The sequence below is a fragment of the Bacillus sp. X1(2014) genome, from assembly GCF_007678255.1.
Genome location: NZ_VEED01000003.1, coordinates 142,957 through 169,610 on the forward strand (window position 1 = coordinate 142,957; position 26,654 = coordinate 169,610).

Consider the following 26,654-nt stretch of genomic DNA (forward strand, 5'->3'; position numbering starts at 1 on the left):
TAAATGAATGGTAAAATAAAGAAATATTCCATCCTGACTTGTCCTCATATAACTCAAATATACTCATAGAACGTTTATTTAGACCATAAGATTGAACGAGATTTCACTTTTACATGGAAGGAATTCGTAAAGTCCGTCAATTAAGAAATCAATTATTTTGATTAGGTATTGATAGGAGGTCTACAATTATGGAGCACCCAAAAATAGGCTTGGCGCTTGGTTCAGGAGGTGCACGCGGGTTTGCTCACTTAGGTGTCATTAAAGCATTAATTGATGCTGAAATTCCAATTCATCTGATTGCAGGCAGCAGTATGGGAGCACTAGTTGCAAGTTTTTACGGTGCAGGTATTGATATGGATCGGTTATATAAATTATCCACTGCCTTCAAGAGGAAGTACTTTTTAGACTTTACAGTTCCAAAAATGGGCTTTATTTCAGGAAAAAAAGTAAAAGAATTTATTAAGGTATTTACCCACGGTAAAAATATTGAGGAGCTTTCGATTCCAATTGGAATCGTCGCCACTGATTTATTGACGGGGGAAAAGGTGGTATTTAAAACGGGTTCTGTCGCAGATGCTGTCCGAGCAAGTATTTCGATACCTGGAATTTTTGTACCGGAAAAATATAATGGCAGAATCCTTGTAGATGGCGGTGTATCTGATCGTGTTCCTGTTTCTGTCGCTAAGGAGATGGGGGCGGATATCGTTATCGCAGTCGATGTTTCCAGGGTAAAGCGTAATGCCGAAATTACCTCTATTTATGATGTCATCATGCAGAGCATAGATATTATGCAAGCAGAAATAATTAACAATCGGGAAATTGCCGCTAGTGTAATGATTCGCCCTCCTGTCGAAATCTATAGTTCACGAGCCTTCACAAATATTGAGGAGATTATTAATCTAGGTGAGGCAGAAGCGAAAAAACACATAACGCAAATAAAAACCGTGATTGAACAGTGGAAGGGGTAAATACTGCTATGCGCAAAAAAATATATATAGGGTCTGCTCTAATTATTACGATACTTTTTATTTGGGGTATGTTTTATTCACTGCCATATTATGTCTCCAAACCGGGAATGGCGAAGGAACTCGGACCAATCATTACTGTTGAAGGCGGGGATAAAGATGAAGGGAACTTTATGCTTACGACGGTTAGAATAGGTAGAGCCAATATATTCTCTTATATAGAAGCAAAGGTTCGAAATTATGAAGAGCTTTATCCACTTGATATGATATTAAATAAAAAAGAAACCGAGGAAGAATACAACGCAAGACAGCTTCATCTTATGGCGGGGTCGAAACTAAATGCAATAGAGGTAGCATACCGGAAAGCGGGGTTGCCTGTAAAATACAAATATAAAGGGATTTATGTGGTCCAAGTGATTCCTGATATGCCTGCATACCGGAAACTTTCCGCGGGTGACCGGATTTTTAAAGTGGATGGGAAGCAATTACCTTCATCGGAAAAATTCATTGATTACGTTAGTAAGAAACATGCGGGTGACAAGGTAGAATTAACATATTTACGAAATAAAAGTACAAAGAATGTCACATTAAAACTTCAGGCTTTTAAGGAGGATCCTCAAAAGGTTGGAATTGGGATTTCGCTCGTTGATGATAAAGAAATAATAGTAGATCCAAAAGTTAAGGTTAAAACGGATGAAATTGGCGGACCTTCCGCAGGGTTCATGTTTTCTTTAGAAATTTATAACCAGTTGGCAGAAGGAGATTTGACGAAAGGCTATCAGATTGCAGGAACAGGTACTATTGAAGTGGACGGGACTGTTGGTCCTATTGGCGGAATTGAACAAAAAATTGTTGCGGCGGACAAGGCAGGCGCGGAAATCTTTTTAGCCCCTAATGAGAAAGGAATAAAGAATTCCAATTACCGGGATGCAGTCAAGACCGCCCGTGAGATAAAAACTAAAATGAAAATTGTTCCTATCGATACATTTGACGAAGCTGTTAGCTATTTAGAAAACCTAAAGGAAAAATAAAAAGATGGTGCGCCTGCATCATCTTTTTATTATGGTTAAGTTAGGAAATATTGTTGATTTTGGCACCCTGTTGATTGGAGCGGAAGGCGCGAGACTCCTATAGGAGTACGGGGCTGGGGAGACCCCGCAGGCTCTTAAAGCGCCGAGGAGGCTCCCTGCAACGCCCGCGAACCGCACGCGACTGGAGCGGAAATCAACAGGCCCTGTTTAACAGAGCTTTTTACTTTATATAAATAGGTGGCTGCTCATATTCTTGATGAATCATTTTATTTTTTAAATGACTAGGAATGCCGAGAGAATAAATCCGTGCTGCTTTAATATCTAGGTTAATCTCTTTTCCTTTATAAGAAGAAAGTTTCGATATTAGAGGGAGACTGAGATGAGCCTTGTTTTTATTTAGGTATTCCTTGCCCTTTGTGGTTATACCAAGAAGTCTTAAATAAGTGGCTTTTTCTGAGATCATTGCCATCTCCTCTTTTTTCGAATTAGTTAAAATATGAACACATAACCTTTGCAGCCTAGTCCAAGTATAACGTTTCGTTTTAATTTTCTGCATAAACTCAAGAAAAGTATCAGCCTCTCGAGCCGCAGAGAGAAGTCTATTTTCAAGCCCCTCTTCCATTTCGTATATATCTCTCAGCTCTTCCGGGCTAGCATGAATTAAACGATATTGAAGATAACTCCAATAGTTTTCCCATTGGTGAAATACTTGATAAGATAGTAAATATTCTTTTAGTAACTGTTTGGTCGGCTGTGGTACATATTGGTCTATAGCTGATTCTCCTTCGCTGTCAGCAAAGATGGCTTTCCTGATACTGGTGGCACTTGCAATCGTTGCAGAGGTAAACTCTTGATCATGGTAGTTAGCATTTTTTCTAGCAATTGTCATTGGGATGACATTCGACTTTTGTTGTTTTATAGCTTTTATGTATTCGAGTCCTAGAATATTATTGGGCATAGTTAAATCTAAATATTTATCCGAATCTGGCAATTGTTCATAAGCAAGGGATAAAGCTCTTGGATAACTGACACCTGTGTCAAGGAACTGTTTTATGTTTTTATTAAATGGATGATGCTTCTCTTCTAGGTATTCAATTGTTTGAATGAAATTCGATATGTCTCCGCTTTCGCTGCCGAAACAGAGGCAATCAGAGCCAACTGCATCCAACATTGACACTGCACCATTTGCAAAGGTTCCCGCTTTTTGAGTGGCGAAGCAATATGGCAGTTCAAAAACAATATCTACACCATTGAGCAATGCCATTTTGGTTCGCTGCCATTTGGATACAAGTGCAGGTTCCCCACGCTGTAAAAAGTTACCACTCATTACTGCAATAACAATATCAGCTTCTGCTGCTTCCTTAGATGCTTGTAAATGATAGGCATGCCCATTATGAAAAGGGTTGTATTCCACGATTAATCCAACAGCTCTCATTTCTAATCTCCTTATAACCTTAAATTCTTATATGCTTCCGCTTTTCTTAACATTATAGCAATATTTTAAGGAAACCAATCAAATTATATGGTAAGATATTAAGGATGTTTGCAAAAGGCGTATCTGGTTAAACTAGTATAGGAAATAGGCAGGTGCATTTTGCTTTTTTAATCATCTGACGGGGTGTAAAGAAAAAACATTGACAAAAAATTTATCGAAGGCTATAATTACCTTTGTTGCCTTGGGGTGATTCAATTGAAATGGACATTAAGTCAATTACAAAAATATCGAAACAAGGAATTTATTATTGATGAGATAGTTCGTGTGGATGAGATTAAACAAGATGATCCAACCATCCGAGAAGTTTCTCCGATGCATATTACCGGTCGGGGCGATATCGATTCAACAAAAGTAACATTCCATTTAACAATCGAAGGTTACTTAATACTTCCGTGTTCTCGTACTTTAGTGGATGTTAAACTTCCAATTAATGTCGAAACAACTGAAACGTTCCTCTTACAAGGTTCAGTTTATGAAGCTGAAGAGGAAGCATATCAAGTGAAAGGTGAAGTGATTGATGTAATGCCAATCCTTCGAGAGATTCTTTTACTTGAGGTACCAATGCAAGTTTTTTGCGAAGATGTTAATCGTGAAGATGCTGCTCCACAATCTGGCAAGGATTGGGAAGTTGTTCATGGAGAAGATCAATCTAAAAAAATTGATCCGAGACTAGCAGGTCTCGCAAAATTCTTCGATGAAAACAATTCTTCTTCGTAAATTTAATCGACAAATCTAAGAAGCAAAGTGAAGACCCAGCATTCCTGGCCTTCATTACTTTCTTAATACTCTTTAAGGAGGTGGGAAGAATGGCTGTACCTTTTAGAAGGACTTCTAAAACTGCAAAAAGAAAACGTCGTACTCATTTTAAATTAAACGTACCTGGTATGGTAAGCTGCCCAAACTGTGGTGAAATGAAACTTTCACACCGTGTATGTAAAGCTTGCGGAACATACAAAGGAAAAGACGTAGTGAACGACTAATTTTCGATAAGATAGAAAGCACAAGGGTTTAATTCCCTTGTGCTTTTGTCGTTCTTCTGGAATTATACATACTCATTTTTGCGAAAATAATACGAAGGGCTGTGTTGTAGGTTGTCGTACAAGATTGAAAAGCGTAATATGGGTTTTTTGATATTTACTATTACTAGAAGTGAAAAAAGAAATGCTATTAATTTTGATGTCATGGAAGGATTAGCAGAAGCAATAAAAAGATCTTTTCACCCTGATATTAAGGCACTGGTTATTACCGGAGAAGATGATCGCGCTTTTTGTTCAGGTGGAGACTTATCTGTTTTTCACTCCCTTCGCACAAAGGAAGAAGCTTATGGAATGCTCTCAAAAATGGCAAATATTCTTTATTCGCTGCTTACACTTCCTATTCCGACGATTGCTCTCATGAATGGAACAGCGGTTGGCGGCGGTTGTGAACTTGCAGCTGCCTGCGATTTTCGCTTAGCGAGAGAAGGTATATTGGCAGGGTTTGTGCAAGGGAAGCAAGGAATAACAACGGGATGGGGCGGAGGTTCAATTTTAGCAGAGAAGTTGCCTGTTGCCAGTGCAATGAAGCTTTTAATGGAAGCAGAACTCCAAACAGCCTCATATTTAAAGGAAATTGGGTTTATTAACTCTCTATATACTGATCAACCTCTTCAGGCTTGTGAAACATACCTTGGAGAATTGATATCTAACGATGTAAATGTAGTAAAATCCTATAAAAGGATTTGGATTAGAAAGTGGGAAGAAACAAAACTGCGCGAAAGAATAGAGGAAGAGGTTAGAAATTGTGCTATCCTCTGGGAAAGCGATATCCATCATGAATATGTAAATGCGTTTATACGAAAAAACAATGAATAAAGATGAAAAACACAGGGATTGATTAAGTCTATCTTTTCTAGTAGATGCATATGTATTATAAAAACACTAGGAGGGATGATTTAATGTCACCGACTCGACAAGATGCATGGTCCCAAGATGAAGACTTGTTGCTTGCTGAGGTTGTGTTACGACACATCCGGGAAGGCGGGACGCAGCTGCAAGCATTCGAAGAAGTAGGAAAGCAGCTCACGCGTACCTCAGCAGCCTGTGGCTTTCGTTGGAATTCGTTTGTTAGAAAACAGTATAAATCAGGCATTGAGCTGGCTAAAAAGCAGCGTAAAGAGTTGAAAAAACAGCCAATGTCGAATGAAATAGAAACCATTGAAGAACCAGTAAAAGTAGAAGCTGTTCCTTCACCAACAGGAAATGAACAGGAAAGCACGATTACATTTACGGCGGTGATCCATTATTTAGAAGGGCTTCAACAAAAAGCACAGGCCTCATCCAACAATGAAGCAGAACGGAAGAAATCGAATGAAAAAATTAAAGAGTTGGAAAAAAAGGCATATTATTTGGCGGCAGAAAACGAAAGATTATCTAAAAATTTAAAAGCAATTGAAGAGGATTATCGTTCGTTAATTGAAATTATGGAAAGAGCTCGGAAAATGGTAGTTCTTCAGGATGAGGATCGACAACAAAAAGTAAAATTCCAAATGGACAAAAATGGTAATCTTGAAAGAGTAGAAAAGTAGAAAAAGCGGACCCAATTGTCCGCTTTTTAATTTGTATTAATTATGATGTTGTGCCTCTACGCCTGAAGGGTACCAAACCAATGGATTTTCGCCACGGTCACGCTCCATATCGTAATCTACATTCGCAAAGCCCATCTTTTCCCAAAAATCTCTTGATTGTACTCTTGGATTAGTCTTAATCGGGAGACCAAAGCTTTTCGCAAATTCGACAAGGACTTTGCCGTAACCCTTACCTTGATAATCAGGTAATACCTCAAGTTTCCATAACTCTAAGTAATTTTGCGGTGGATAGAAATAGCGGTCAAACTTTGCATCGATTTGGTATAAACTCATTCTGGCTACTAATTTATCTCCGAAATAAATACCATAAAAAGGGGAGTCGCTATTATTATCAACCATATTTGCCTCAAGATCTTCAAGCATGGATAATTCTTGAATCCCATATTCTTTAAATTTTTTAAACTCTTCTAGTGTTTTAAAATTTACCTTGAGTCTTTCCACTTTTACTGCCATAGTCAACCTCCTAAATATGATTACTCATAATCTTGTATATATTCATTTGCTCTTGAATAACATGAAATGAATTAATTTTGGCATTTTTCAAATGAATCCCCTTCATTATATAACAAAAACTCAAAAAATTCTTCATATAAGTTCGGAAAGCGTTTTCAAAATTTTGCAGGAAATTCAGAGAATCATGTAGAAACATATAAATGGTGGAATAAAAAGGGGACGAAAGGGGAAAAAGTGTGCAAAAAATTTTAATTGCTAATCGAGGAGAAATTGCCCTTCGGATTATTCGAACCTGTCAGGAGATGGGGATTGAAACAATTGCTATCTATTCCGAAGCTGATAAGGATATGCCCTTTGTAAAAGAAGCAACGATGGCTTTCTGTGTGGGGGAACCTCCTGTAAACAAGTCCTATTTACAAGTTGATAAAATTTTAGAAATAGCAAAACGGGAGAAAGTAGATGGAATTCACCCTGGTTACGGCTTTTTATCTGAAAATGCTGCATTTGCTAAACGAGCAATGGAGGAAGGTATTATTTTTATCGGTCCGAACCCGGCAACTATTGAATTAATGGGTGATAAAATTATTTCGCGTCGAACGATGGAAAAGGCGGGGGTCCCGGTCGTTCCCGGCAGTGGCTACGGATTAAAAACCAGTGAGGAAGCAGTTGCTCTTGCAGATACAATTGGTTACCCTGTGATGCTGAAGGCAAGCAGCGGAGGCGGCGGGATTGGAATGGTATTTTGTGAAGATGAGCAAGCGCTCAATAAGTCTTTCGCCCAGACTAAAGCCAGAGCAATGGCCTATTTTGGCTCAGACGAAGTCTTTATCGAAAAATATATCAAAGATGCGAGACACGTTGAAGTCCAGGTGTTTGGAGACAGCCATGGAAATATCGTCCACTTGTTTGAAAGAAATTGTTCGATTCAAAGAAGACATCAAAAAGTAATCGAGGAATCTCCGTCACCTTGTTTATCGGAAGATTCACGAAACAAGATGTTTGAAACAGCCTTAAAAGCGGCGAGGGCTGTTAATTATACAAATGCAGGGACAATTGAATTTATTGTTGATGAGAACGAAAATTTTTATTTTTTAGAAATGAACACCCGCCTCCAGGTTGAACATCCGGTGACTGAAATGATAACTGGTCTCGATTTAGTGAAATGGCAAATCCTTATCTCTCGGGGTGAACGGTTACCGTTGCTGCAGGATGAAATCACTTTGTCAGGCCACGCCATTGAATTTAGGCTTTATGCTGAAGACCCTGTCCGCTTTTTACCGTCGCCAGGTAAAATTAACAAGCTTGATTGGAGTCATTCAGCGGGAGTGAGAATTGATACAGGTTATGATGAAGGTGGAACGGTTACACCGTTCTATGATCCAATGATTGCGAAAATTATTATTCACAATAAAACACGTGAAAAGGCATTAGAAGAAGCAATTCGCTTCTTTAAAGGCCTGAAAATCGAAGGAATTAAAACAAATGCACCACTTTTTCTTAATGTATTAACAGATAATGACTTTCAAAAGGGGAAGTACAACACAAGCTTTTTAGCAAAAAATTTAGTGAATTAAGGAGAGAATGAAAATGAAAGAAATCACAGCAAGCATGGCAGGGACAGTTTTAAATATATTTGCAGCAAAAGGGAATCAAGTTCAACTGGGTCAAGAAGTCGTGATGCTTGAATCGATGAAAATGGAAATTCCGATTGAAAGCAATGCAGAAGGTTTGGTATTAGATGTAAAAGTAAACATTGGTGATTTCGTTAATGAAGGCGACGTACTGATCGTCCTAGAATAAAAGTTTTGAGGGGTGAAAATTATGGCTGTAACCAATACATTGAATGAGCAATTAAATGAGAACCGTAAACTAATTGAAGCTGGTGGGCATCCAAAATATCATCAGAAAGCTAAAGAGCAAAAAAAGTTATTTGTACGTGAGCGACTTGCCTTATTGTTTGATGACGGGAAATATGAGGAAGATGGTAAATTTGCTAATTTTAAAGCTGGTGATCTTCCTGCAGATGGTGTTGTCACAGCAATTGGGAAAATTAATGGCCAAACGGTTTGTGTTATGGCGAATGATTCAACGATCAAAGCTGGTTCATGGGGAGCAAGAACCGTTGAAAAGATTATTCGCATTCAAGAAGTTGCAGAAAAATTAAAGGTCCCGTTATTCTATCTTGTCGATTCCGCAGGGGCAAGAATAACTGATCAATTAGAGATGTTTCCAAATCGCCGGGGAGCAGGAAGGATCTTCTACAATCAAGTGAAACTTTCCGGGATGATTCCGCAGGTATGCATTTTGTTTGGCCCTTCCGCGGCTGGCGGCGCTTACATTCCTGCCTTTTGTGATATCGTCATAATGGTCGACCAAAATTCTTCTATGTATTTGGGGTCACCAAGGATGGCTGAAAAGGTAATCGGCGAAAAAGTGACACTTGAGGAAATGGGCGGTGCAAGAATGCATTGTTCAGTTAGCGGCTGCGGGGATATTCTTGCCTATAGTGAAGAGGAAGCAATCGAATCAGCCAAAAAATATATCAGCTACTTTCCTGCTAGCTTTAAAGAAAAACCAAAGATGACTACTGGTGTAGAAGCAAAACAGGGTCGTGAATTAGAAGCAATTATTCCTGAAAATCAAAATGCACCGTTTGATATGTATGAATGTATTGATAGGCTTGTGGACAATGAAAGTTTTTATGAAATTAAAAAATTGTTTGCTCCTGAATTGATAACGGGGTTTGCAAGAATCGATGGAAGACCGATTGGAATTATTGCTAATCAACCGAAAGTGAAAGGCGGTGTTTTATTTGTAGATTCTGCAGATAAAGCAGCAAAATTCATTCAACTCTGTGATGCCTTTCATATTCCTCTTTTATTTTTGGCGGATGTACCTGGTTTCATGATTGGAACAAAGGTGGAGCGTGCGGGCATTATCCGTCATGGGGCCAAGTTAATTGCTGCGATGAGTTCAGCCACGGTCCCGAAAATTTCAGTTATTGTTAGAAAAGCGTATGGTGCTGGTCTATATGCTATGGCTGGACCGGCTTTTGAGCCGGATTGCTGTATCGCTTTACCGACAGCACAAATTGCAGTTATGGGACCAGAAGCAGCTGTAAATGCGGTTTATTCCAATAAGATTAATCAAATCGAAGATCCGAAAGAAAAAATAGCATTTGTCCAAGAAAAGCATAAAGAATACAAAGAACATATCGACATTTATAAGTTGGCATCAGAATTAATTGTTGATGAAATTGTCGCTCCATCAGAATTAAGAAATGTTCTGGTTCAACGCTTTGCCTATTACGAAACCAAGGAATTAAATTTTAGCATGCGTAAGCATCCGGTATACCCTGTCTAACTTTATTGGCCCTATTCGGTGTTTGTCGAATAGGGTTTAATTTTTTTCAAATTCTTAGTAACAAACTATCGGCGGCTTCTGATAAAATATGGGTAAAGACGACTAAAAAGAGGGGTTACCATGAAGGTTGGAATTATTGGTGCAGGGTCAATTGGACTGTTATTCGCAGCATATTTTAGTAGAATTTTAGATGTTACGTTATACACCAGAACACCAGAACAAGCAACAGAGATAACTAAATATGGAATTGTGCTGAAGAAAAAAGATGAACAAACGATATCCAAAATAAAGACTTTGCCAATAAAAGAATGGAAGGGAAATGAGGATCTTACCATCATTTCCGTTAAGCAATATCAGCTTCAGCCAATTATCGAAAAAATTAATCAGTTGCCCATTCTTCCTAACAATCTCTTATTTTTACAGAATGGCATGGGCCATTTAAAACAGCTTGAAACCATCCCGTTCACTAATATTTTTGTTGGTTCAGTTGAGCACGGTGCGCTGAAAGAAAATTCATATACCGTTTCCCATAATGGTGAAGCTGTGACAAAAGTTGCCGTATTTAAAGGGGATCCAGCACTTTTGTATAAATGTATCTCTCTTGCACCATTGGAATTTCCGCTTGTTTTTAAGGAGGATTATTTTACAATGCTGCTGAGTAAACTAGTTGTCAATGCCGTTATTAATCCATTAACTGCCATCCTCGAGGTGGAAAATGGAAAATTAATAAAAAATGAATACTATTTTCAGGTCCTAAAAAATTTATATTCCGAGGTATCTTCGATCTTAAATCTAGAAAATACAGAAGAACAATTGCAGCAAATTATTACTATTTGTAAAAATACTTCTGCTAACCGTTCCTCCATGCTTAAAGATATAGAAGCGCACAGACTGACAGAAGTGGATGCAATATTGGGATATATTTTAGAAGAGGCTGAACACAAAGGTTTGAAAGCTCCACAAGTGGCGAACCTATATTATTTAATTAAAGGTAAAGAAATGAAAAAGGAGGAATACGTTTGATTACTTTTCTATCCTACTTCATCTCTATTTTCTTCGCCATCCCATTTTTAGGATTTCTATTTGTTTTTATGGTAATGAAACTTGTGACAAAAAATACGCGAAAGGCAGTTCATACCTCACTAGATTCTACAACATTTTTATTTATTATATCCGTTCATTTTTTAATTGTTACTATATGGGAAAAATCATATTTTTGGTTAATTATATTAATAATGATATTAATTGCGATGATTTTTGTGTTGGTTCATTGGAAAGTAAAAGAAGAAATTATCTTAAAAAAAGTGATAAAGGGTTTTTGGCGTTTTAATTTTCTCCTTTTTCTTCTTGCTTACCTCACCTTAACATTTTATGGATTAATTCATCGAGCATTGATTTTTACTTTTACCAGCTGAAATATAAGCCAAAGTTTTTTTCAAATTCGGTTGGTAGTGGTATACTCTTAACAGAATGAATTTGGGTGATCAGAAAGGAAGTACATGAATGGAGATTTTAAATCTCTCTTTACCAGCAACCAATCGGTTTGCTTCGAATTATTTGGACCAATCTCCAGAAATCCAGCCTTTTTTTCATTACCGGTTTAATGATGGAACCGATGATGCCAAACGAGTTGCTGAACTTAGTAACCGATCATTTCCTCGCTTAGAGGTTGCTGAACACATTGAGAGCTTTATGAAGCGGTTTCCATCGTCTGAAGCTGTTATAAAGTCAATCGATAAACTAAAATCAAATAATAGCCTCGTTGTTATTGGGGGACAGCAGGCAGGTATTTTAACCGGCCCGTTATATTCAATACATAAGGTAATCTCTATTATTAAATTGGCGGAGCAAAAAGAGGCACAGCTAGGAGTGCCGGTGATTCCTGTATTTTGGATTGCTGGAGAAGACCATGATTTTCAAGAAGTTAATCATGTGTTTGTACCAGCGAACCAAAAGGTTGATAAATGGACATACCCTGCAAGAATGCTTCAAAAGAAGATGGTCTCTGATATTCAGCTAAACAAAGAAGACTGTCTTACTTGGGTACACAATTTAATTGAAAACTTCGGTGAGACAGAACATACAAATACATTATTAAAATTCGCTGAAGAACAAATATCGATATCAACCACCTTCGTCGATTTCTTTGCCAACATTATAATGGAATTGTTCAAGGATTACGGGTTATTAATTGTCGATTCTGGTAACAAAGAGTTTCGAATGCTGCAGAAAGAATTTTTTAAAAAGCAAATCCTAGACCATGAAGCGATTACAAACAAATTATTGGAACAACAAACGCGAATTGGCGAAAAAGGTTTTCCGGTAACAATTGATGCAAGTGAAAAGAATGCGAACCTATTTTATTATGACCAGAAAATGCATGACCGGATTTTACTTGAATATGATCGGGATAATGGTTGTTTTGTGGGGAAAAATGGGGCTTTAACATTTTCAAGAGAACAATTAGTGGAGTATGCAGAGGAGAATCCAGCTTCTTTAAGTAATAATGTGGTGACTCGGCCATTAATGCAGGAATGGCTCTTCCCATCCATTGCTTTCATTGCGGGACCGGGAGAAATTTCTTACTGGGCAGAACTAAAACTAGTCTTTGAGCATTTTCAAATTAAGATGCCTCCCATTGTTCCTCGTTTGAACATTACGATTCTTGATCGATCGGTTGAAACAGATGTTTCTGATTTACATTTAAACTTAACCGATATATTAAGCAATGGAATGGAAAAAGAGAGAAATCAATTTCTAGAAAAAATAAAAGATAAAGAAGTGGTTTCGCTATTTTCGCTCGCGAAAGAACAATTAATAAATCAGTACCGATTAATAGAAGATAAGACATCTGAGTTAGACCGCGGTTTACTACCTTTGTTAAAGAAAAATGAAGGTTACTTACTTAAAGAAATCGGGTTTATGGAAACCAAATTATATGAAGCAGGAAAGTTGAAACACGATAATATCCTTAAAAAATATGACCGTGTGGAACTATCATTAAGGCCGGATGGCTTCCCTCAAGAAAGAGTTTGGAATATATTTTATTACCTAAATCAATATGGGTTGAATTTTATTCATGATCTAATGTCAGGTACATTTGAATTTGATGGCCGGCATAAGGTAATGAAAATGTAGAAAACTTCACAGCTGTGATGTTTCAGACTGTCGACAAATCCGAAGGATTTCGGGTTTTAAACCGACAGTCTTTTTTTTTTGCTCATTAAACTAGTCTGTTGATTTCCGTTCCAGGAGCTTCGCTTTCCGCGGGCTCCCGGACCTCCCGCGGAAAGCGAGTGACCGGAGCGGAAATCAACTGGCCGGTTTGCATAGCCAATTCTAACAACCTTTCTCGATAATCTGAACTTCACAGCTGTGAAGTTTTTTTTTTTTTTTGAGAAATTTCTGGATAAAAAAGGATTTCAGGGTTTTAAGAAGAATAGTTTAAAAATGGGTGGTGGAAAGTGGGGGAATGTGGTACATTTTTAATAGAAAGTGGGGGTCGTGGGTATGTTCATGGGTGAATACCATCACAGCATTGATAATAAAGGCCGACTGATCGTGCCCTCCAAATTCCGTGATGAACTTGGTGACATGTTTATCATTACACGTGGTTTGGATCAATGTTTGTTTGGTTACCCGTTATCAGAGTGGGGGCTGATTGAAGAGAAATTAAAAGGCTTACCTCTGACAAAAAAAGATGCCCGGGCTTTTACTAGATTCTTCTTTTCAGGAGCAACAGAGAGTGAACTCGATAAACAAGGAAGGATTAATATCCCTGCACCACTTTTGCAATATGCAAAGTTGGAAAAAGAATGTGTAATTTTAGGTGTTTCCAATCGAATTGAAATTTGGAGCAAGCAGATTTGGGAAGACTATTTTACTGAGTCAGAAGAATCTTTTGCAGAAATTGCAGAAAATATGATTGGCTTTGATATATAATGGATAAATTATGTTAATATATTTTCTGTTATATATCGTTCGATTGGAAAAGGTGGTTACTACATGTTTGAACATACAACTGTATTGTTAAAGGAAGCTGTTGATGGCTTAAATATTAAGCCTGATGGAATTTATGTTGATTGTACTTTGGGTGGAGCGGGGCATAGTTCACTCATTCTTTCAAAACTTGGAACCCACGGTAAACTATATGCATTTGACCAAGATGAAACTGCAATTGCACACGCAAAAGAGAAGTTGGCTGAATATGGGGATCGTTTAGAAATTATTAAAAGCAATTTCTTATACTTGAAAGAAGAACTTGAAAATCGAGGAATTGTTAAAGTGGATGGAGTTCTATACGACTTAGGAGTTTCTTCTCCGCAATTGGATACTCCAGAAAGAGGTTTTAGTTATCACCATGATGCACCACTTGATATGAGAATGGATAATGAAGCCGATATTTCTGCCTACGATGTGGTTAATCATTGGGCCTATGAAGATTTGGTGCGCATCTTTTTTCGCTATGGGGAGGAGAAATTCTCTAAACAAATAGCTCGAAAAATAGAAGCAGCAAGGATGGTAAAGCCGATTGAAACGACTGCAGAATTAGTAGAGTTGATTAAGGATGCGATTCCAGCCCCTGCAAGAAGGAAAGGTGGACATCCGGCTAAGCGAGTTTTTCAAGCAGTCAGAATTGCCGTGAATGATGAATTAGCTGTGTTCGAACAGTCAATTAATCAAGCGATTGACTTGCTAAACCCTGAGGGAAGAATAAGCGTTATTACCTTCCACTCACTTGAGGACAGGATTTGCAAGGCAGCCTTTAAGAAGGCAAGTGAGACTCCTAATTTACCTCCAGGTTTACCAATCATTCCAGATGAGTATAAACCGATATTAAAGTTAATTTCACGGAAGCCGATCCTTCCATCTGATGAAGAATTAGAGCAAAATAATCGCGCTAGATCTGCTAAGTTAAGAGTTGCCGAAAAGCTATGAGAAAAAGTCCAGAAATGCAAACCTAGATTTAAAAATAGATAATAAGCTGGAGGGGAAAAGTTTGAGTAATCTTGCCAGGAAGAAATTAGAACAGCAACACACGGAGCAGAAAGTCCAACAAAAGAGACAAGTCATTATTAAAAAATCCTGGCTGACTCCAGGGGAAAAAATAATTGGAATAGCCTTTGCCGGATTTGTATGTTTTGGTGCCGTTCATATTATTTCAAATCAAGCCAAAATTTACGATGTTAACAAAGATATACAAATTATGGAATCAAGGGTGTCGGAACAACAGAAAGTAAATAGTGATTTGCAGGTTCAAGTAAGTGAATTGAGTGCGTACGATCGAATTTATAAGAAGGCCAAGGAAATGGGCCTAATAAAAAATGAAAATAACGTCAAGGTAGTGCATTAGAAATGAACAAGAAACAGCCCTATATGAATGCAGGAGCAACCCTTTTATTTGGATTTTTTGGTTTGCTCTTTTTTGTTTTACTCTTCAGATATTTTTCAATTCAAATCACTGGCGAGGTTGATGGACAGCCTCTTGCTGCAAAGGCACAAGAAAAATATAGCAGGGAAGGGAATTTGGCTGCGTTAAGGGGCGATATCTTAGACCGGAATGGCGAAGTAATTGCTGAGGATACCAATGCCTATACGTTAATTGCTATATTAGATAAAAAGATGACAACTAATTCCAAAAAGCCTCAGCACGTAAAAGATCCAGAGAAAACGGCAAAAGAATTGGCTAAATATCTAGAAATGGACGAATCAGAGATTTATAGTATTTTATCAAAAGGAATAAAAAATCATAAATTTCAAGTTGAATTCGGCAAAGAAGGCAGAGATATTACCCACGAAACAAAGAATAAAATTGAGAAACTTAAACTTCCTGGCATTACATTTATCCGTGACTCCAAACGCTTCTATCCCAATGGTGTATTTGCTTCCCACTTGGTGGGTTATGCTGACCGGATTGAGCAGAAGGACAAAAGTATTAAGTCAGTGGGTAAAATGGGCATTGAGAAAAGTTTAAATGATGAATTAACGGGGACAAATGGGAAGGTTAATTTTGAAAGTGATTTGTGGGGATATATACTACCTGATGGAAAAGAAAAAATTACCCCTGCCAAAAATGGGAATGATGTTTATTTAACCATTGACCAAAAAATTCAAACCTTTTTAGAAGATGCAATGAACAAAGCAGCAAAGGAATATAACCCGGAAAAAATCATTGCGATTGTGGCGGATCCGAAAACTGGTGAAATATTAGCAATGGGACAACGTCCTTCTTTTGATCCAAAAACAAAAGAAGGAATTGAAGACGGCTGGCATAATGAAGCGATTGAAACTTCATTCGAACCTGGTTCAACCATGAAAATTTTTACGCTTGCTGCAGCGGTCCAGGAAAAGGTGTTCAATCCAAACGAAATCTATCAATCTGGTTCATATCAAGTAACAAAAAGGGATAAAGCAATTCATGATCATAATTACACGGGATGGGGTCCAATCACCTATCTTGAGGGTGTACAGCGTTCATCAAACGTTGCTTTTGCAAAAATAGCGAAAGAGAAGCTTGGTTTTGAAAAGTACCGAGAATATTTAACAAAGTTTGGCTTTGATAAGCCCACAGGAATTGACCTTCCCAACGAAACATCTGGGAAAATTCAATTCACCTATCCGATTGAAAAAATTACTACTGCTTACGGGCAGGGAACAGCAATAACACCCATACAGCAAATTCAAGCTGCAACAGCTATTGCAAATGGTGGGAAAATGATAAAACCGCATGTGGTTAAAAAAATTGTTAATCATGATACTGGTGAGGTCATTAAATCATCATCCTCTCAAGTTGTTTCAACACCAATCACAAAAGAAACGGCTAAAGAGGTTCGAGATATCCTTGAAACTGTTGTTACCTCACCAAAGGGTACTGGCGGCCGTTATAAAATTGATGGATACAGTGTTGCTGGAAAGACGGGAACAGCTAATATCCCTGGACCGAATGGCGGGTATTTACAAGGTGCTAATAACTATATGTTCTCATTTTTAGGGATGGCACCAAAGGATGATCCGGAATTAATAGTTTATGTTGCTGTTCAACAGCCTGAATTAGAGGGGCTTGAAACTGGTCAAGGTGCAATTCCTGTTTCGGCAATTTTTAACCCAGTCATGAAAAACAGCCTGCATTACTTAAACATTAAGCCTTCTCAGCTTGAAGAGGCAAAATTGAATAAACTAGAAGATTTTAAGGGGAAATCGGTTGCTGAAACCGTAGCTGCTCTAAAAGGAAAAGGTATTGAACCTATCGTAATTGGAAAAGGATCAGAAGTTATCAGGCATTTGCCGGAGTCTGGGACAACAGTTTTACAGGGTGAGAAAGTAATCATACAAACGAACGGTGAAATAATTTCCCCTGATATGACAGGTTGGTCACTTAGAGATGTAATGAAAGTAGCGAATATTGCTGGATTAAAGTTAAATTCAAAGGGCAAAGGGTTTGTAACCCATCAAAATATAAAACCGAAAACACATGTTCAAAAAGGAGATTTTTTAATCGTAGACTTAAAGACTCCTGAAGAACAGTGGAATCAGGAAAATAATGAAAAAACAAATGCCCAGGAAGAAAATACAGAAGAACAAATCCAGGATTAATAGAAAATCCCGCTGTCTTAGCGGGATTTTTCCTATCTAATAACCGTAACCAGTGTTCTAAGAGAAAAAGTACAAGCATATAAATGAACGATAGAAAAAGGAGGGTCGTTCAAACTATGCGTGTTTCAAATGTTACCGTTCGTAAACGATTAATGATTGCACTATTCATTGGTATTCTCACCTTCTTAATTATTGATGTCCGGCTAGGATATGTTCAATTTGTCCTTGGTGATTGGTTAACAGCAGGTGCTAAAGACTCTTGGAGCCGTAATATTCCCTTTGAACCTGAACGAGGAGAAATTGTTGACAGGAATGGGGTACCGCTTGCAACAAATATTAGTACTCCAACCGTCTGGGTTGTTCCAAGACAAATTAAAGACCCGGCAACAACAGCGGAAAAGCTTGCTTCCGTTTTAAATATGTCAAAAGAAAAGGCTTATCGGGATATTACCCTGAAAGAAAGGATTGTTCGGATTAAGGAAGGTAGAAAAATTTCACATGAAAAGGCTAAGGAAATCAGGTCATTAGGACTTGAAGGTGTCTATATTGGTGAAGATTCTAAGCGGCATTATCCAATGGGAAGCTATCTATCACATGTTCTTGGGTTTGCAGGAGTGGACAACCAGGGGTTGATGGGCTTAGAGCAATATTATGATAAAGAGCTAAGTGGTGAACGGGGTTCAGTTAAATTTTATGCAAATGCTAAAGGGGAAAGAATGAACGATATGGCAGATGATTATGAGAAGCCGACAAACGGTCTCGCATTGAAGCTGACAATCGATTCAAAAATCCAAACAATAGTGGAAAGAGAGTTGGATATCGCGGACGCAAAATATAACCCAGACGGGATTGTTGCCATTGCAATGAACCCGAACAGTGGAGAGATATTAGCCATGTCGAGCAGACCGACCTTTGATCCAGCTAATTTTCAAAATGTACCACAAGAGGTTTATAACCGAAATCTCCCTGTATGGTCAACATATGAACCAGGATCTACTTTTAAAATTATTACCCTGGCAGCAGCCTTGAATGAAGGAAAAGTAAATTTAGAAAAGGAACATTTCCATGATTCAGGGTCGGTTCAGGTAGCGGGAGCCAGGTTAAAGTGTTGGAAACGAGGCGGTCACGGCGATCAGTCCTTTTTAGAAGTTGTACAAAATTCCTGCAACCCTGGGTTTGTCGAATTAGGACAAAGACTTGGGAAAGAAAAATTGTTTAAATATGTGAAGGATTTTGGTTTTGGTCAGAAGACCGGTATTGATTTACAAGGCGAAGGAACGGGAATTTTATTCAATTTAGATCGTGTAGGGCCAGTTGAACAGGCAACGACAGCCTTTGGACAAGGAGTATCAGTAACACCTATCCAGCAGGTTACGGCTGTATCTGCAGCCATTAATGGCGGGATATTATATAAGCCGTATATTGCAAAAGAGCTCGTAGATCCAATTACAAACGAGGTCGTAATGAGAAATTCCCCAGTTGAAAAACGCCGGGTAATCACTGAAGAAACTTCAAAAGAAATCCGCCATGCTCTTGAGAGTGTAGTTGCCCAGGGGTCCGGTGGAAGGGCATTTGTTGATGGTTACCGAGTAGGAGGAAAAACTGGAACAGCCCAGAAAGCGAAAAACGGGAGATATTTAGAAAATAACTTTATCGTTTCCTTTGTTGGATTTGCTCCCGCAGATGATCCACAAATTGTTGTCTATGTGGCAGTCGATAATCCAAAAGGAGTTACAGCCTTCGGTGGTACAGTCAGTGCTCCAATTGTTGGTAATATAATGAAAGATAGTTTGAGCCAGATGGGGATTAAACCTCGAAAGGGTCAAATTGAAAAGGAACTGAAATGGCCAGATACACCGTTAATAAAATTACCGGATTTCACAGGATTAACAAAAATGGAGCTAATGGATCAACTGATAAACCTAAAAATTGATGCTAGTGGTGAAGGTGATGTAGTCGTAAGACAATCTCCCGAAGCAGGTGCCAAAGTTAAAGAAGGGTCAAAAATTAGGCTTTATTTTGGTCAAGAAGATTAATGTAACTAAAAATTCATGTAAGTAGAGGCGGTCGGAATGATTTCCGCCGCCTAATTTTTTCATTAAGCTTTGATTACTAAATAGCAAAATAAAATGTTTTAATGTAAAATAAGATGGAACTTTCTTAAGAGGAATTTCCAGTGTGAAAATTAGTCATATGTATGTACGGTTATGAGAGGATTTGAGAGAAATGAATCTACAAAAGCTGCTTAAGAATTTGCATCTTCTAGTTCCTCATCTAGGTGAGGATCCAGAGATAACTTCGATTGAGAACGATAATCGGAAGGTGCAAAACGGGAGCTTATTTATTTGTATTAAGGGATACACAGTAGACGGTCATGATTTTGCTGAATCTGCTGTGCAAAGCGGGGCAGCAGCTGTATTAGCTGAACGTCCGTTATCACTAGATGTACCTGTCATTCTTGTTAAAGATACAACGAGAGCAATGGCAGTGCTAGCTGATGCTTTTTATGAGCAGCCAACGAAAAACCTGCACTTGATCGGAATTACCGGAACAAACGGGAAAACAACCACCAGCCATTTAATTGAGAAAATATTCGCCGATGCCAATCAAAAAACAGGTCTAATTGGCACGATGTATACTAAAATAGCTGACAAGACGATTGAAACTAAAAACACAACCCCGGAAAGTTTAACACTTCAAAAAACCTTTAGACAAATGGTTGAAGCAGGTGTTGATATAGCAGTAATGGAGGTTTCCTCACATGCGTTAGATCTTGGCAGAGTTCATGGCTGCGATTATGATGTGGCTGTGTTTACAAACCTTACGCAGGACCATTTGGATTATCATAAAACAATGGAAGAATATAAGCGTGCAAAGAGTTTATTATTTGCCCAGCTGGGTAATACATTTGATCACCAAAAACCTAAATTTGCCGTTTTAAATGCTGACGACCCAGCTTCTGATATGTATCGCAGGTCGACGGCTGCACATGTTATTACATATGGAATCGACAATAAAGCTGATCTTCAAGCGAAGAACATCCAAATGACTTCTTCAGGTACCCAGTTTGAGCTTGATGTCCAATCGGAAAAATATCCAATTAAGATGCAATTAATTGGTAAATTCAGTGTTTATAATGTTTTAGCAAGTATTGCGGCTTCCGTTGTGTCCGGCATTGATATTAAGGCAGTTATCCAGTCGATCGAAAGTGTAAAAGGCGTATCAGGCCGATTTGAGCTTGTAAATGCAGGACAGGATTTTACGGTTATTGTTGATTATGCCCATACACCTGACAGTCTTGAAAATGTATTAAAAACGGTTCAGCATTTTGCTAAGAAAAAGGTTTTCGTTATTGTTGGCTGTGGTGGCGACCGTGATCGAACGAAGAGACCGTTGATGGCTAAAATAGCATGCCAGTTGGCCTCAGATCCAATCCTAACTTCGGATAACCCAAGAAGTGAGGACCCGCTAGCAATATTAAAGGACATGGAAGCAGGAGTGCAAGGTTCAGCATACCGAATGATCCCTGACCGCAAAGAAGCGATCCAAACTGCTATTCGAGAGGCATCAGCAGGTGATGTGATTTTAATTGCAGGTAAAGGCCATGAAACCTATCAAATTATTGGCAATGTGGTTCACGATTTTGACGATCGGTTGGTTGCTCGGGAAGCGATTGAGGGGAGATAGCTATGTATTTAGCTTTAAAAGACTTGATAAGTCTATTTGAGAATAGTCGTGGAGTCAAAGATAACCTGCTATTTTTTACAGTTTGCGACCAAGCTCACACAGCACAGCCAAAAGGATTATTTGTATCATTAACTAAAAACGCAGGGGAACTTTCTGAGGCAATTTCTAACGGAGCAATAGCCGCGATTTGGGAGCAAGGACATGAAGTTCCAAGGTATACACCGAACCATTTTCCAATATTCTATACACCAGACCCGGCAGATGCGATTGTAACTATCCTAAATCGTTATATTGAAAAATTAAATGGAGAAACAGATAAAATTATGGAAATAACTAACTTTAAATTTACAAATAAAAAACTTCTTAATAAAAATAAAGAAACATATGATATAGCTGTGATGTTAAACGAAATTACTAGCAAATACGACGCTGAAAGGAGGGAATAAAATGCTCGAGCAAGTTATTTTCTTCACAATAATTATGGGATTTCTTATCTCGGTATTGCTTTCTCCAGTTTTTATTCCCTTCTTAAGAAGGTTGAAATTTGGACAAAGCATTCGTGAGGAGGGGCCAAAATCCCATCAAATAAAATCAGGCACCCCCACCATGGGTGGTGTAATGATTTTATTTTCGATTGTAATTACAACAATTGTAATGACAGGTAAGTTTTCTGAACCGACGGTTAAAACTTATTTGCTGCTTCTTGTTACACTTGGTTTTGGATTGCTTGGGTTTTTAGATGATTTTATCAAAGTTGCTCTTAAAAGGAATTTAGGATTAACTTCTAAACAAAAACTGGCAGGTCAAATCATTATTTCAGTAATTTTTTATCTTATTTATAAACAACAAGGTTTTTCTACCGAAATAAGCATTCCCTTTTCGGATTCCACATTTGATTTGGGATGGTTTTTCATTTTCTTCATCATATTCTGGTTAGTTGGCTTTTCCAATGCTGTTAATTTAACAGATGGACTGGATGGATTGGTGTCAGGCACCGCTGCTATTGCATTTGGTGCACTTGCTGTCCTTGCGTGGAATCAATCTCAGATGGAAATTGCGATATTTTCTGTGGCGGTGGTAGGCGCTGTACTAGGATTCTTGGTATTTAATGCCCATCCTGCTAAGGTTTTTATGGGAGATACAGGTTCACTTGCACTCGGTGGTGCGATTGCAACGATTGCTATTCTTACCAAGCTTGAAATTTTACTCATTATCATTGGTGGAGTATTTGTCATTGAAACGTTATCGGTTATTTTACAGGTTATTTCCTTCAAAACGACTGGTAAACGGATTTTCCGTATGAGCCCATTACATCATCATTATGAATTAGTAGGCTGGTCGGAATGGCGGGTGGTCGTCACTTTTTGGAGTGTAGGATTAATTCTTGCGATACTAGGAATCTATATTGAGGTGTGGTTATAATTGAAACAGATTAACTCTTTTAGTCATAAAAAAATTCTTGTCCTAGGTTTGGCGAAAAGCGGGGTAACAGCTGCTGCCCTATTACATAAGCTTGGTGCATTTGTAACTGTTAATGATAAAAAGCCATTTTCGGAAAATCCAGAGGCTCAGGGATTACTAGAGCAAGGAATTAAAGTAATTTGTGGTGATCACCCTATTGAGCTGCTTGACGAAGGATTCCAGTTAATTGTCAAGAATCCTGGTATTCCATATAACAACCCAATGATTTCAGGTGCTATAGAAAAAGGGATCCCTGTAATTACTGAGGTCGAACTTGCTTATGAAATATCTGAAGCACCATTTATTGGGATCACAGGGACCAATGGGAAAACAACAACGACAACCTTGGTTTATGAAATGCTAAATGAGGGTCAGAAACACCCGTTAATCGCAGGGAATATTGGTACAGTGGCATCAGGGGTAGCCGAGGAGGCAACGGCAGAGAATACAATTGTCATTGAATTATCTTCCTTTCAGTTAATGGGAATTGACACGTTTAAACCTAAGATCGCTATACTTACTAACCTTTATGATGCCCATTTAGATTATCATGGGACAAAAAAGGAATATATTGCTGCAAAGGCAAACATTACAAAAAATCAAACTGAAGTTGACTATCTTATTGTTAATGCCGATCAAGAAGAAACATTAGAAGTTGCACGTCACTCTAAGGCCAGAATTATTCCTTTTTCGACAAAGAAGAAGCTGACTGAAGGTGCATATCTATCTAATGGCTGGATTATGTTTAATAATGATAAAGTAATGGAAATTGAGAATATCGCTTTACCGGGCAATCACAATCTTGAAAATATCTTATCTGCTATGGCTGCAGCAAAGCTTTCATGTGTAGAAAATGGCGCCATCCAGCAGGTTCTCCGAACCTTTACTGGTGTCAGGCACCGTCTGCAATACGTAAGAGAAGTGAACGGAAGAAAGTTTTACAATGATTCGAAAGCAACGAATATTTTAGCTACGATTAATGCCTTGGCTGCTTTTGAAGCTCCGGTTATTCTCCTTGCGGGTGGTTTGGATCGCGGAAATGAATTTGATGAACTACTTCCTTATTTAAAAAATGTAAAAGCAATGATAACCTTTGGGCAAACTGCACCTAAAATGGAACGCATTGGGAAGGAAGCGGGAATAAAACGAATCAAGCGTGTCGATAATGTTGACAAGGCTGTGCCTGAGGCTTATCGATACTCTGGATCAGGTGACGTGATATTATTATCTCCGGCATGTGCGAGCTGGGATCAATATAAAACTTTTGAGGTCAGGGGAGACATTTTTATCGATGCCGTGCATAAGCTTAAGTAAGGGCTTGTCTTAGTCGTAAAGTACACTATTTAAGTGCACTTGAGAATAAAACAAAAATAGAGGTTCTGCTTAGCCCTAAAACTAGCAGTTGAGGTGTATGGTGGTGCCGACAAAGAGAACAACTCCTGATTTTATTTTAATGATTGTAACATTCACGCTTCTGGCAATAGGACTTATCATGGTTTACAGCGCAAGTGCTATTTGGGCTGAATATAAATTTAATGATTCCTTTTTCTTTGCAAAAAGGCAAACTCTTTTTGCCGGAGTTGGAGTTGCTGCCATGTTTTTCATAATGAACATCAATTATTGGACGTGGCGGACCTGGTCAAAGACCTTTCTACTTGTTTGTTTTGTTTTACTTATTCTTGTGTTAATTCCTGGGATTGGAAATGAAAGAAATGGTTCTCGTAGTTGGATTGGTGTAGGAGCCTTTTCAATCCAGCCTTCGGAATTTATGAAACTGGCAATGATTGCTTTTTTGGCTAAGTATCTTTCCGAACGGCAAAAGTTGATTACTTCGTTTAAAAAGGGTCTTATTCCTTCATTAGGACTTGCTTTTCTAGCCTTTTCAATGATCATGCTTCAACCGGATTTAGGCACAGGCACGGTGATGATGGGAACCTGTGTTGTGATGATTTTTATTGCAGGTGCTCGTGTAAGTCATTTTGCCTTTCTGGGACTGATAGGGGTCGCTGGATTTATTGGTCTTATTGCCTCCGCTCCATATCGAATTAAACGGATCACATCTTTTTTGGATCCATGGTCGGATCCGTTAGTAACAGGATTTCAAATTATTCAATCACTCTATGCGATTGGTCCTGGCGGATTGTTTGGGCTCGGACTTGGCGAGAGCAGGCAGAAGTTCTTCTACCTGCCTGAACCTCAGACAGACTTTATCTTTGCGATTCTTTCTGAAGAACTAGGATTTATTGGTGGTTCATTCATATTACTTTTGTTTGCACTGTTGTTATGGAGAGGGATTCGAATCGCATTAGGTGCACCGGATTTATATGGCAGTTTTCTAGCAGTAGGAATCATCGCCATGGTAGCGATTCAGGTTATGATCAATATTGGTGTTGTTACAGGTCTTATGCCTGTTACAGGCATTACCTTGCCATTTTTAAGCTATGGAGGTTCTAGTTTGACCTTGATGTTAATGGCGATTGGTGTTCTCCTTAATATCAGCAGGTATTCGAGATTATGAACCTTCACCCTGTTTAGCGGCAGGGTTCTTTTTATTTTTTGGTAAGTTAAACTAGTCTGTTGATTTCCACTCCAGGCACGTGCGGTTTGCGGGCGTTGCGGGGAGCCTTCTCGGCACTTTTTGCGCCTGTGGGGTCTCCCTGCCCCGTACTCCCGCAGGAGTCTTCGCGCCTTCCGCTCCAATCAACAGAGTGGCATAATCAGTAATCAACATTAACACAGCCTTAATTAAAAAAATTAAATCATATTTTTACATTTAGATAACATTCTTTTTTCATTTGCGTTATTTCGATTGTTTTTATAGTAAGATAGGGTAGGCATTAGGTGTTAAATAGTTAATGAGGTGGAAAAAATGAAAATAGTTGTTAGTGGTGGAGGGACTGGCGGGCATATTTATCCTGCTCTCGCACTCATTCGTGAAATACAAAAACAGAACAAAGAGGCACAATTCTTATACATAGGAACAACTAATGGCTTGGAAAGCAAATTAGTTCCGAGGGAAAATATTGATTTTAAAGCGATTCATATTACAGGTTTTAAGAGAAAACTATCCTTTGAAAATGTAAAAACGGTACTCCGCTTCCTAAAAGGTGTGAAAGACAGTAAAAGAATGTTAAAAGAATTCAGACCAGACATTGTCATCGGAACAGGCGGGTATGTTTGCGGTCCTGTTGTGTATGCTGCATCTAAGCTTGGTATCCCTACGGTCATTCACGAACAAAATAGTGTTCCGGGCTTAACAAATAAATTTTTAAGCCGATATGTAAACCAAATTGCCATTTGTTTTGACGAGGCAAAAGAGTACTTTCCAGCACAGAAAACAGTCTTTACAGGGAATCCTCGTGCATCTGAAGTAATTGGCAAGGACGGAATTCAAGGTCGTCTTGCTGCTGGGCTTAGTGCAACCATGCCAGTGGTTTTAATCTTCGGTGGCAGTCGTGGTGCGAGGCCGATAAATGAGGCGGTGGTTAAGGCATTCGCTGATTTGGCTGAGAAACCATATCAAGTACTATATATTACGGGAGACGTCCATTATGAGGATGTCAAAAAGGAAGTTGACTTAATTGGAAACCCTAAAAATGTAGTTATTAAACCGTTTATTCATAATATGCCAGAAGTACTTGCTGGGGTAGATTTAGTGGTATCAAGAGCAGGAGCGACGACACTTGCAGAAATAACCTCACTTGGTATCCCAAGCATCTTAGTCCCAAGTCCATATGTAACAAATAATCATCAAGAGAAAAACGCTCGGTCATTAAGTGACCATGGTGCTGCAGAACTTTTATTAGAAAAGGACTTAAACAATAATAGTCTTGTGAATCATATTGATCGCATTCTTTTAAATAAAGATAAATTAAAAGAAATGAAAGTAAAGGCTAAAAAAATGGGTGTTCCGGATTCAGCTTTAAGACTTTATTCCTTAATGCAAGATCTGGTAAACACAAATCAAAAGTAGCCCAATA

General features: G+C 38.4%; 25 protein-coding genes. 23 read left to right on the forward strand and 2 right to left on the reverse strand.

Going from position 1 to position 26,654, the window contains the following annotated elements:
* Window positions 1-188 precede the first annotated feature (188 nt).
* Both FS608_RS08235 and FS608_RS08240 read left to right on the forward strand, forming a co-directional pair.
* Window positions 189-968: a patatin-like phospholipase family protein gene (locus FS608_RS08235; protein ID WP_144548850.1), complete on the forward strand. Its 780-nt coding sequence runs from the start codon at window positions 189-191 to the stop codon at window positions 966-968.
* A gap of 8 nt (window positions 969-976) precedes the next feature.
* Complete coding sequence (locus tag FS608_RS08240) at window positions 977-1,996, forward strand: SepM family pheromone-processing serine protease (RefSeq protein ID WP_144548852.1); 1,020 nt, start codon at window positions 977-979, stop codon at window positions 1,994-1,996.
* Window positions 1,997-2,216: 220 nt separating this feature from the next.
* Here the strand turns inward: FS608_RS08240 and FS608_RS08245 are convergent, their stop codons facing one another.
* Window positions 2,217-3,431, reverse strand: coding sequence for a nucleotidyltransferase (locus FS608_RS08245; protein WP_144548854.1), 1,215 nt, complete (start codon window positions 3,429-3,431; stop codon window positions 2,217-2,219).
* Between the two features lie 255 nt (window positions 3,432-3,686).
* On the opposite strand from FS608_RS08245, the gene FS608_RS08250 reads away from it, so the two are divergent.
* The 4 genes from FS608_RS08250 (at window position 3,687) to FS608_RS08265 (ending at window position 6,057) form a co-directional block, all read left to right on the forward strand.
* Complete coding sequence (locus tag FS608_RS08250; protein WP_144548856.1) at window positions 3,687-4,208, forward strand: YceD family protein; 522 nt, start codon at window positions 3,687-3,689, stop codon at window positions 4,206-4,208.
* Between the two features lie 89 nt (window positions 4,209-4,297).
* Window positions 4,298-4,471, forward strand: a complete 174-nt coding sequence (gene rpmF, locus FS608_RS08255; protein WP_026566356.1) for a 50S ribosomal protein L32 — start codon at window positions 4,298-4,300, stop codon at window positions 4,469-4,471.
* A 138-nt stretch (window positions 4,472-4,609) separates the two neighbouring features.
* Window positions 4,610-5,344, forward strand: coding sequence for an enoyl-CoA hydratase/isomerase family protein (locus tag FS608_RS08260; RefSeq protein WP_144549391.1), 735 nt, complete (start codon window positions 4,610-4,612; stop codon window positions 5,342-5,344).
* Between the two features lie 83 nt (window positions 5,345-5,427).
* Entirely contained in the window at window positions 5,428-6,057 is a 630-nt protein-coding gene (locus FS608_RS08265; RefSeq protein ID WP_144548858.1) for an RsfA family transcriptional regulator, read from the forward strand.
* Window positions 6,058-6,093: 36 nt separating this feature from the next.
* Here FS608_RS08265 and FS608_RS08270 read toward each other — a convergent pair whose 3' ends face one another.
* Window positions 6,094-6,570 carry an N-acetyltransferase gene (locus tag FS608_RS08270; RefSeq protein ID WP_144548860.1) on the reverse strand — a complete coding sequence of 159 codons (477 nt, stop codon included), beginning with the start codon at window positions 6,568-6,570 and terminating at the stop codon, window positions 6,094-6,096.
* Window positions 6,571-6,806: 236 nt separating this feature from the next.
* Between FS608_RS08270 and FS608_RS08275 the strand changes: the two genes are divergently transcribed.
* From FS608_RS08275 to murG, 17 genes are all read left to right on the forward strand, one after another.
* Window positions 6,807-8,144 carry an acetyl-CoA carboxylase biotin carboxylase subunit gene (locus FS608_RS08275; RefSeq protein ID WP_144548862.1) on the forward strand — a complete coding sequence of 446 codons (1,338 nt, stop codon included), beginning with the start codon at window positions 6,807-6,809 and terminating at the stop codon, window positions 8,142-8,144.
* 13 nt (window positions 8,145-8,157) lie between these two features.
* Window positions 8,158-8,370 (forward strand): biotin/lipoyl-containing protein, encoded by a 213-nt coding sequence (locus tag FS608_RS08280; protein WP_144548865.1) that lies wholly within the window; start codon window positions 8,158-8,160, stop codon window positions 8,368-8,370.
* A gap of 21 nt (window positions 8,371-8,391) precedes the next feature.
* The gene (locus FS608_RS08285) at window positions 8,392-9,933 is read left to right on the forward strand and encodes an acyl-CoA carboxylase subunit beta (protein ID WP_144548867.1); all 1,542 of its coding nucleotides are present in this window, start codon (window positions 8,392-8,394) and stop codon (window positions 9,931-9,933) included.
* Between the two features lie 120 nt (window positions 9,934-10,053).
* On the forward strand, window positions 10,054-10,956 hold the full coding sequence (locus FS608_RS08290) for a 2-dehydropantoate 2-reductase (RefSeq protein ID WP_144548869.1): 903 nt from the start codon (window positions 10,054-10,056) through the stop codon (window positions 10,954-10,956).
* Window positions 10,953-11,348, forward strand: coding sequence for a DUF3397 family protein (locus tag FS608_RS08295; protein WP_144548871.1), 396 nt, complete (start codon window positions 10,953-10,955; stop codon window positions 11,346-11,348). The genes FS608_RS08290 and FS608_RS08295 overlap by 4 nt, the downstream gene beginning before the upstream one ends.
* An 88-nt stretch (window positions 11,349-11,436) precedes the next feature.
* Window positions 11,437-13,071, forward strand: a complete 1,635-nt coding sequence (bshC, locus tag FS608_RS08300) for a bacillithiol biosynthesis cysteine-adding enzyme BshC (protein WP_144548873.1) — start codon at window positions 11,437-11,439, stop codon at window positions 13,069-13,071.
* Between the two features lie 372 nt (window positions 13,072-13,443).
* Window positions 13,444-13,875, forward strand: a complete 432-nt coding sequence (gene mraZ, locus FS608_RS08305) for a division/cell wall cluster transcriptional repressor MraZ (RefSeq protein WP_144548875.1) — start codon at window positions 13,444-13,446, stop codon at window positions 13,873-13,875.
* A 63-nt stretch (window positions 13,876-13,938) separates the two neighbouring features.
* Window positions 13,939-14,871 carry a 16S rRNA (cytosine(1402)-N(4))-methyltransferase RsmH gene (rsmH, locus tag FS608_RS08310; RefSeq protein WP_144548877.1) on the forward strand — a complete coding sequence of 311 codons (933 nt, stop codon included), beginning with the start codon at window positions 13,939-13,941 and terminating at the stop codon, window positions 14,869-14,871.
* Window positions 14,872-14,932: 61 nt separating this feature from the next.
* Window positions 14,933-15,286 (forward strand): cell division protein FtsL, encoded by a 354-nt coding sequence (ftsL, locus tag FS608_RS08315; RefSeq protein WP_144548879.1) that lies wholly within the window; start codon window positions 14,933-14,935, stop codon window positions 15,284-15,286.
* A gap of 2 nt (window positions 15,287-15,288) precedes the next feature.
* Window positions 15,289-17,526, forward strand: a complete 2,238-nt coding sequence (locus FS608_RS08320) for a penicillin-binding protein (protein WP_144548881.1) — start codon at window positions 15,289-15,291, stop codon at window positions 17,524-17,526.
* Window positions 17,527-17,642: 116 nt separating this feature from the next.
* Window positions 17,643-19,562 carry a stage V sporulation protein D gene (locus FS608_RS08325; protein WP_144548883.1) on the forward strand — a complete coding sequence of 640 codons (1,920 nt, stop codon included), beginning with the start codon at window positions 17,643-17,645 and terminating at the stop codon, window positions 19,560-19,562.
* Between the two features lie 190 nt (window positions 19,563-19,752).
* A complete protein-coding gene (locus tag FS608_RS08330) occupies window positions 19,753-21,213 on the forward strand; it encodes a UDP-N-acetylmuramoyl-L-alanyl-D-glutamate--2,6-diaminopimelate ligase (RefSeq protein ID WP_144548885.1) in 1,461 nt (486 codons plus the stop codon).
* A gap of 2 nt (window positions 21,214-21,215) precedes the next feature.
* A complete protein-coding gene (locus tag FS608_RS08335) occupies window positions 21,216-21,659 on the forward strand; it encodes a hypothetical protein (RefSeq protein WP_144548887.1) in 444 nt (147 codons plus the stop codon).
* A 1-nt stretch (window position 21,660) separates the two neighbouring features.
* Entirely contained in the window at window positions 21,661-22,635 is a 975-nt protein-coding gene (gene mraY / locus FS608_RS08340) for a phospho-N-acetylmuramoyl-pentapeptide-transferase (RefSeq protein ID WP_144548889.1), read from the forward strand.
* The gene (gene murD / locus FS608_RS08345) at window positions 22,636-23,988 is read left to right on the forward strand and encodes a UDP-N-acetylmuramoyl-L-alanine--D-glutamate ligase (RefSeq protein WP_144548891.1); all 1,353 of its coding nucleotides are present in this window, start codon (window positions 22,636-22,638) and stop codon (window positions 23,986-23,988) included.
* A gap of 103 nt (window positions 23,989-24,091) precedes the next feature.
* On the forward strand, window positions 24,092-25,192 hold the full coding sequence (gene spoVE, locus FS608_RS08350) for a stage V sporulation protein E (RefSeq protein ID WP_144548893.1): 1,101 nt from the start codon (window positions 24,092-24,094) through the stop codon (window positions 25,190-25,192).
* A 351-nt stretch (window positions 25,193-25,543) separates the two neighbouring features.
* On the forward strand, window positions 25,544-26,647 hold the full coding sequence (gene murG / locus FS608_RS08355; protein ID WP_144548895.1) for an undecaprenyldiphospho-muramoylpentapeptide beta-N-acetylglucosaminyltransferase: 1,104 nt from the start codon (window positions 25,544-25,546) through the stop codon (window positions 26,645-26,647).
* The last annotated feature ends 7 nt before the right edge of the window (window positions 26,648-26,654 follow it).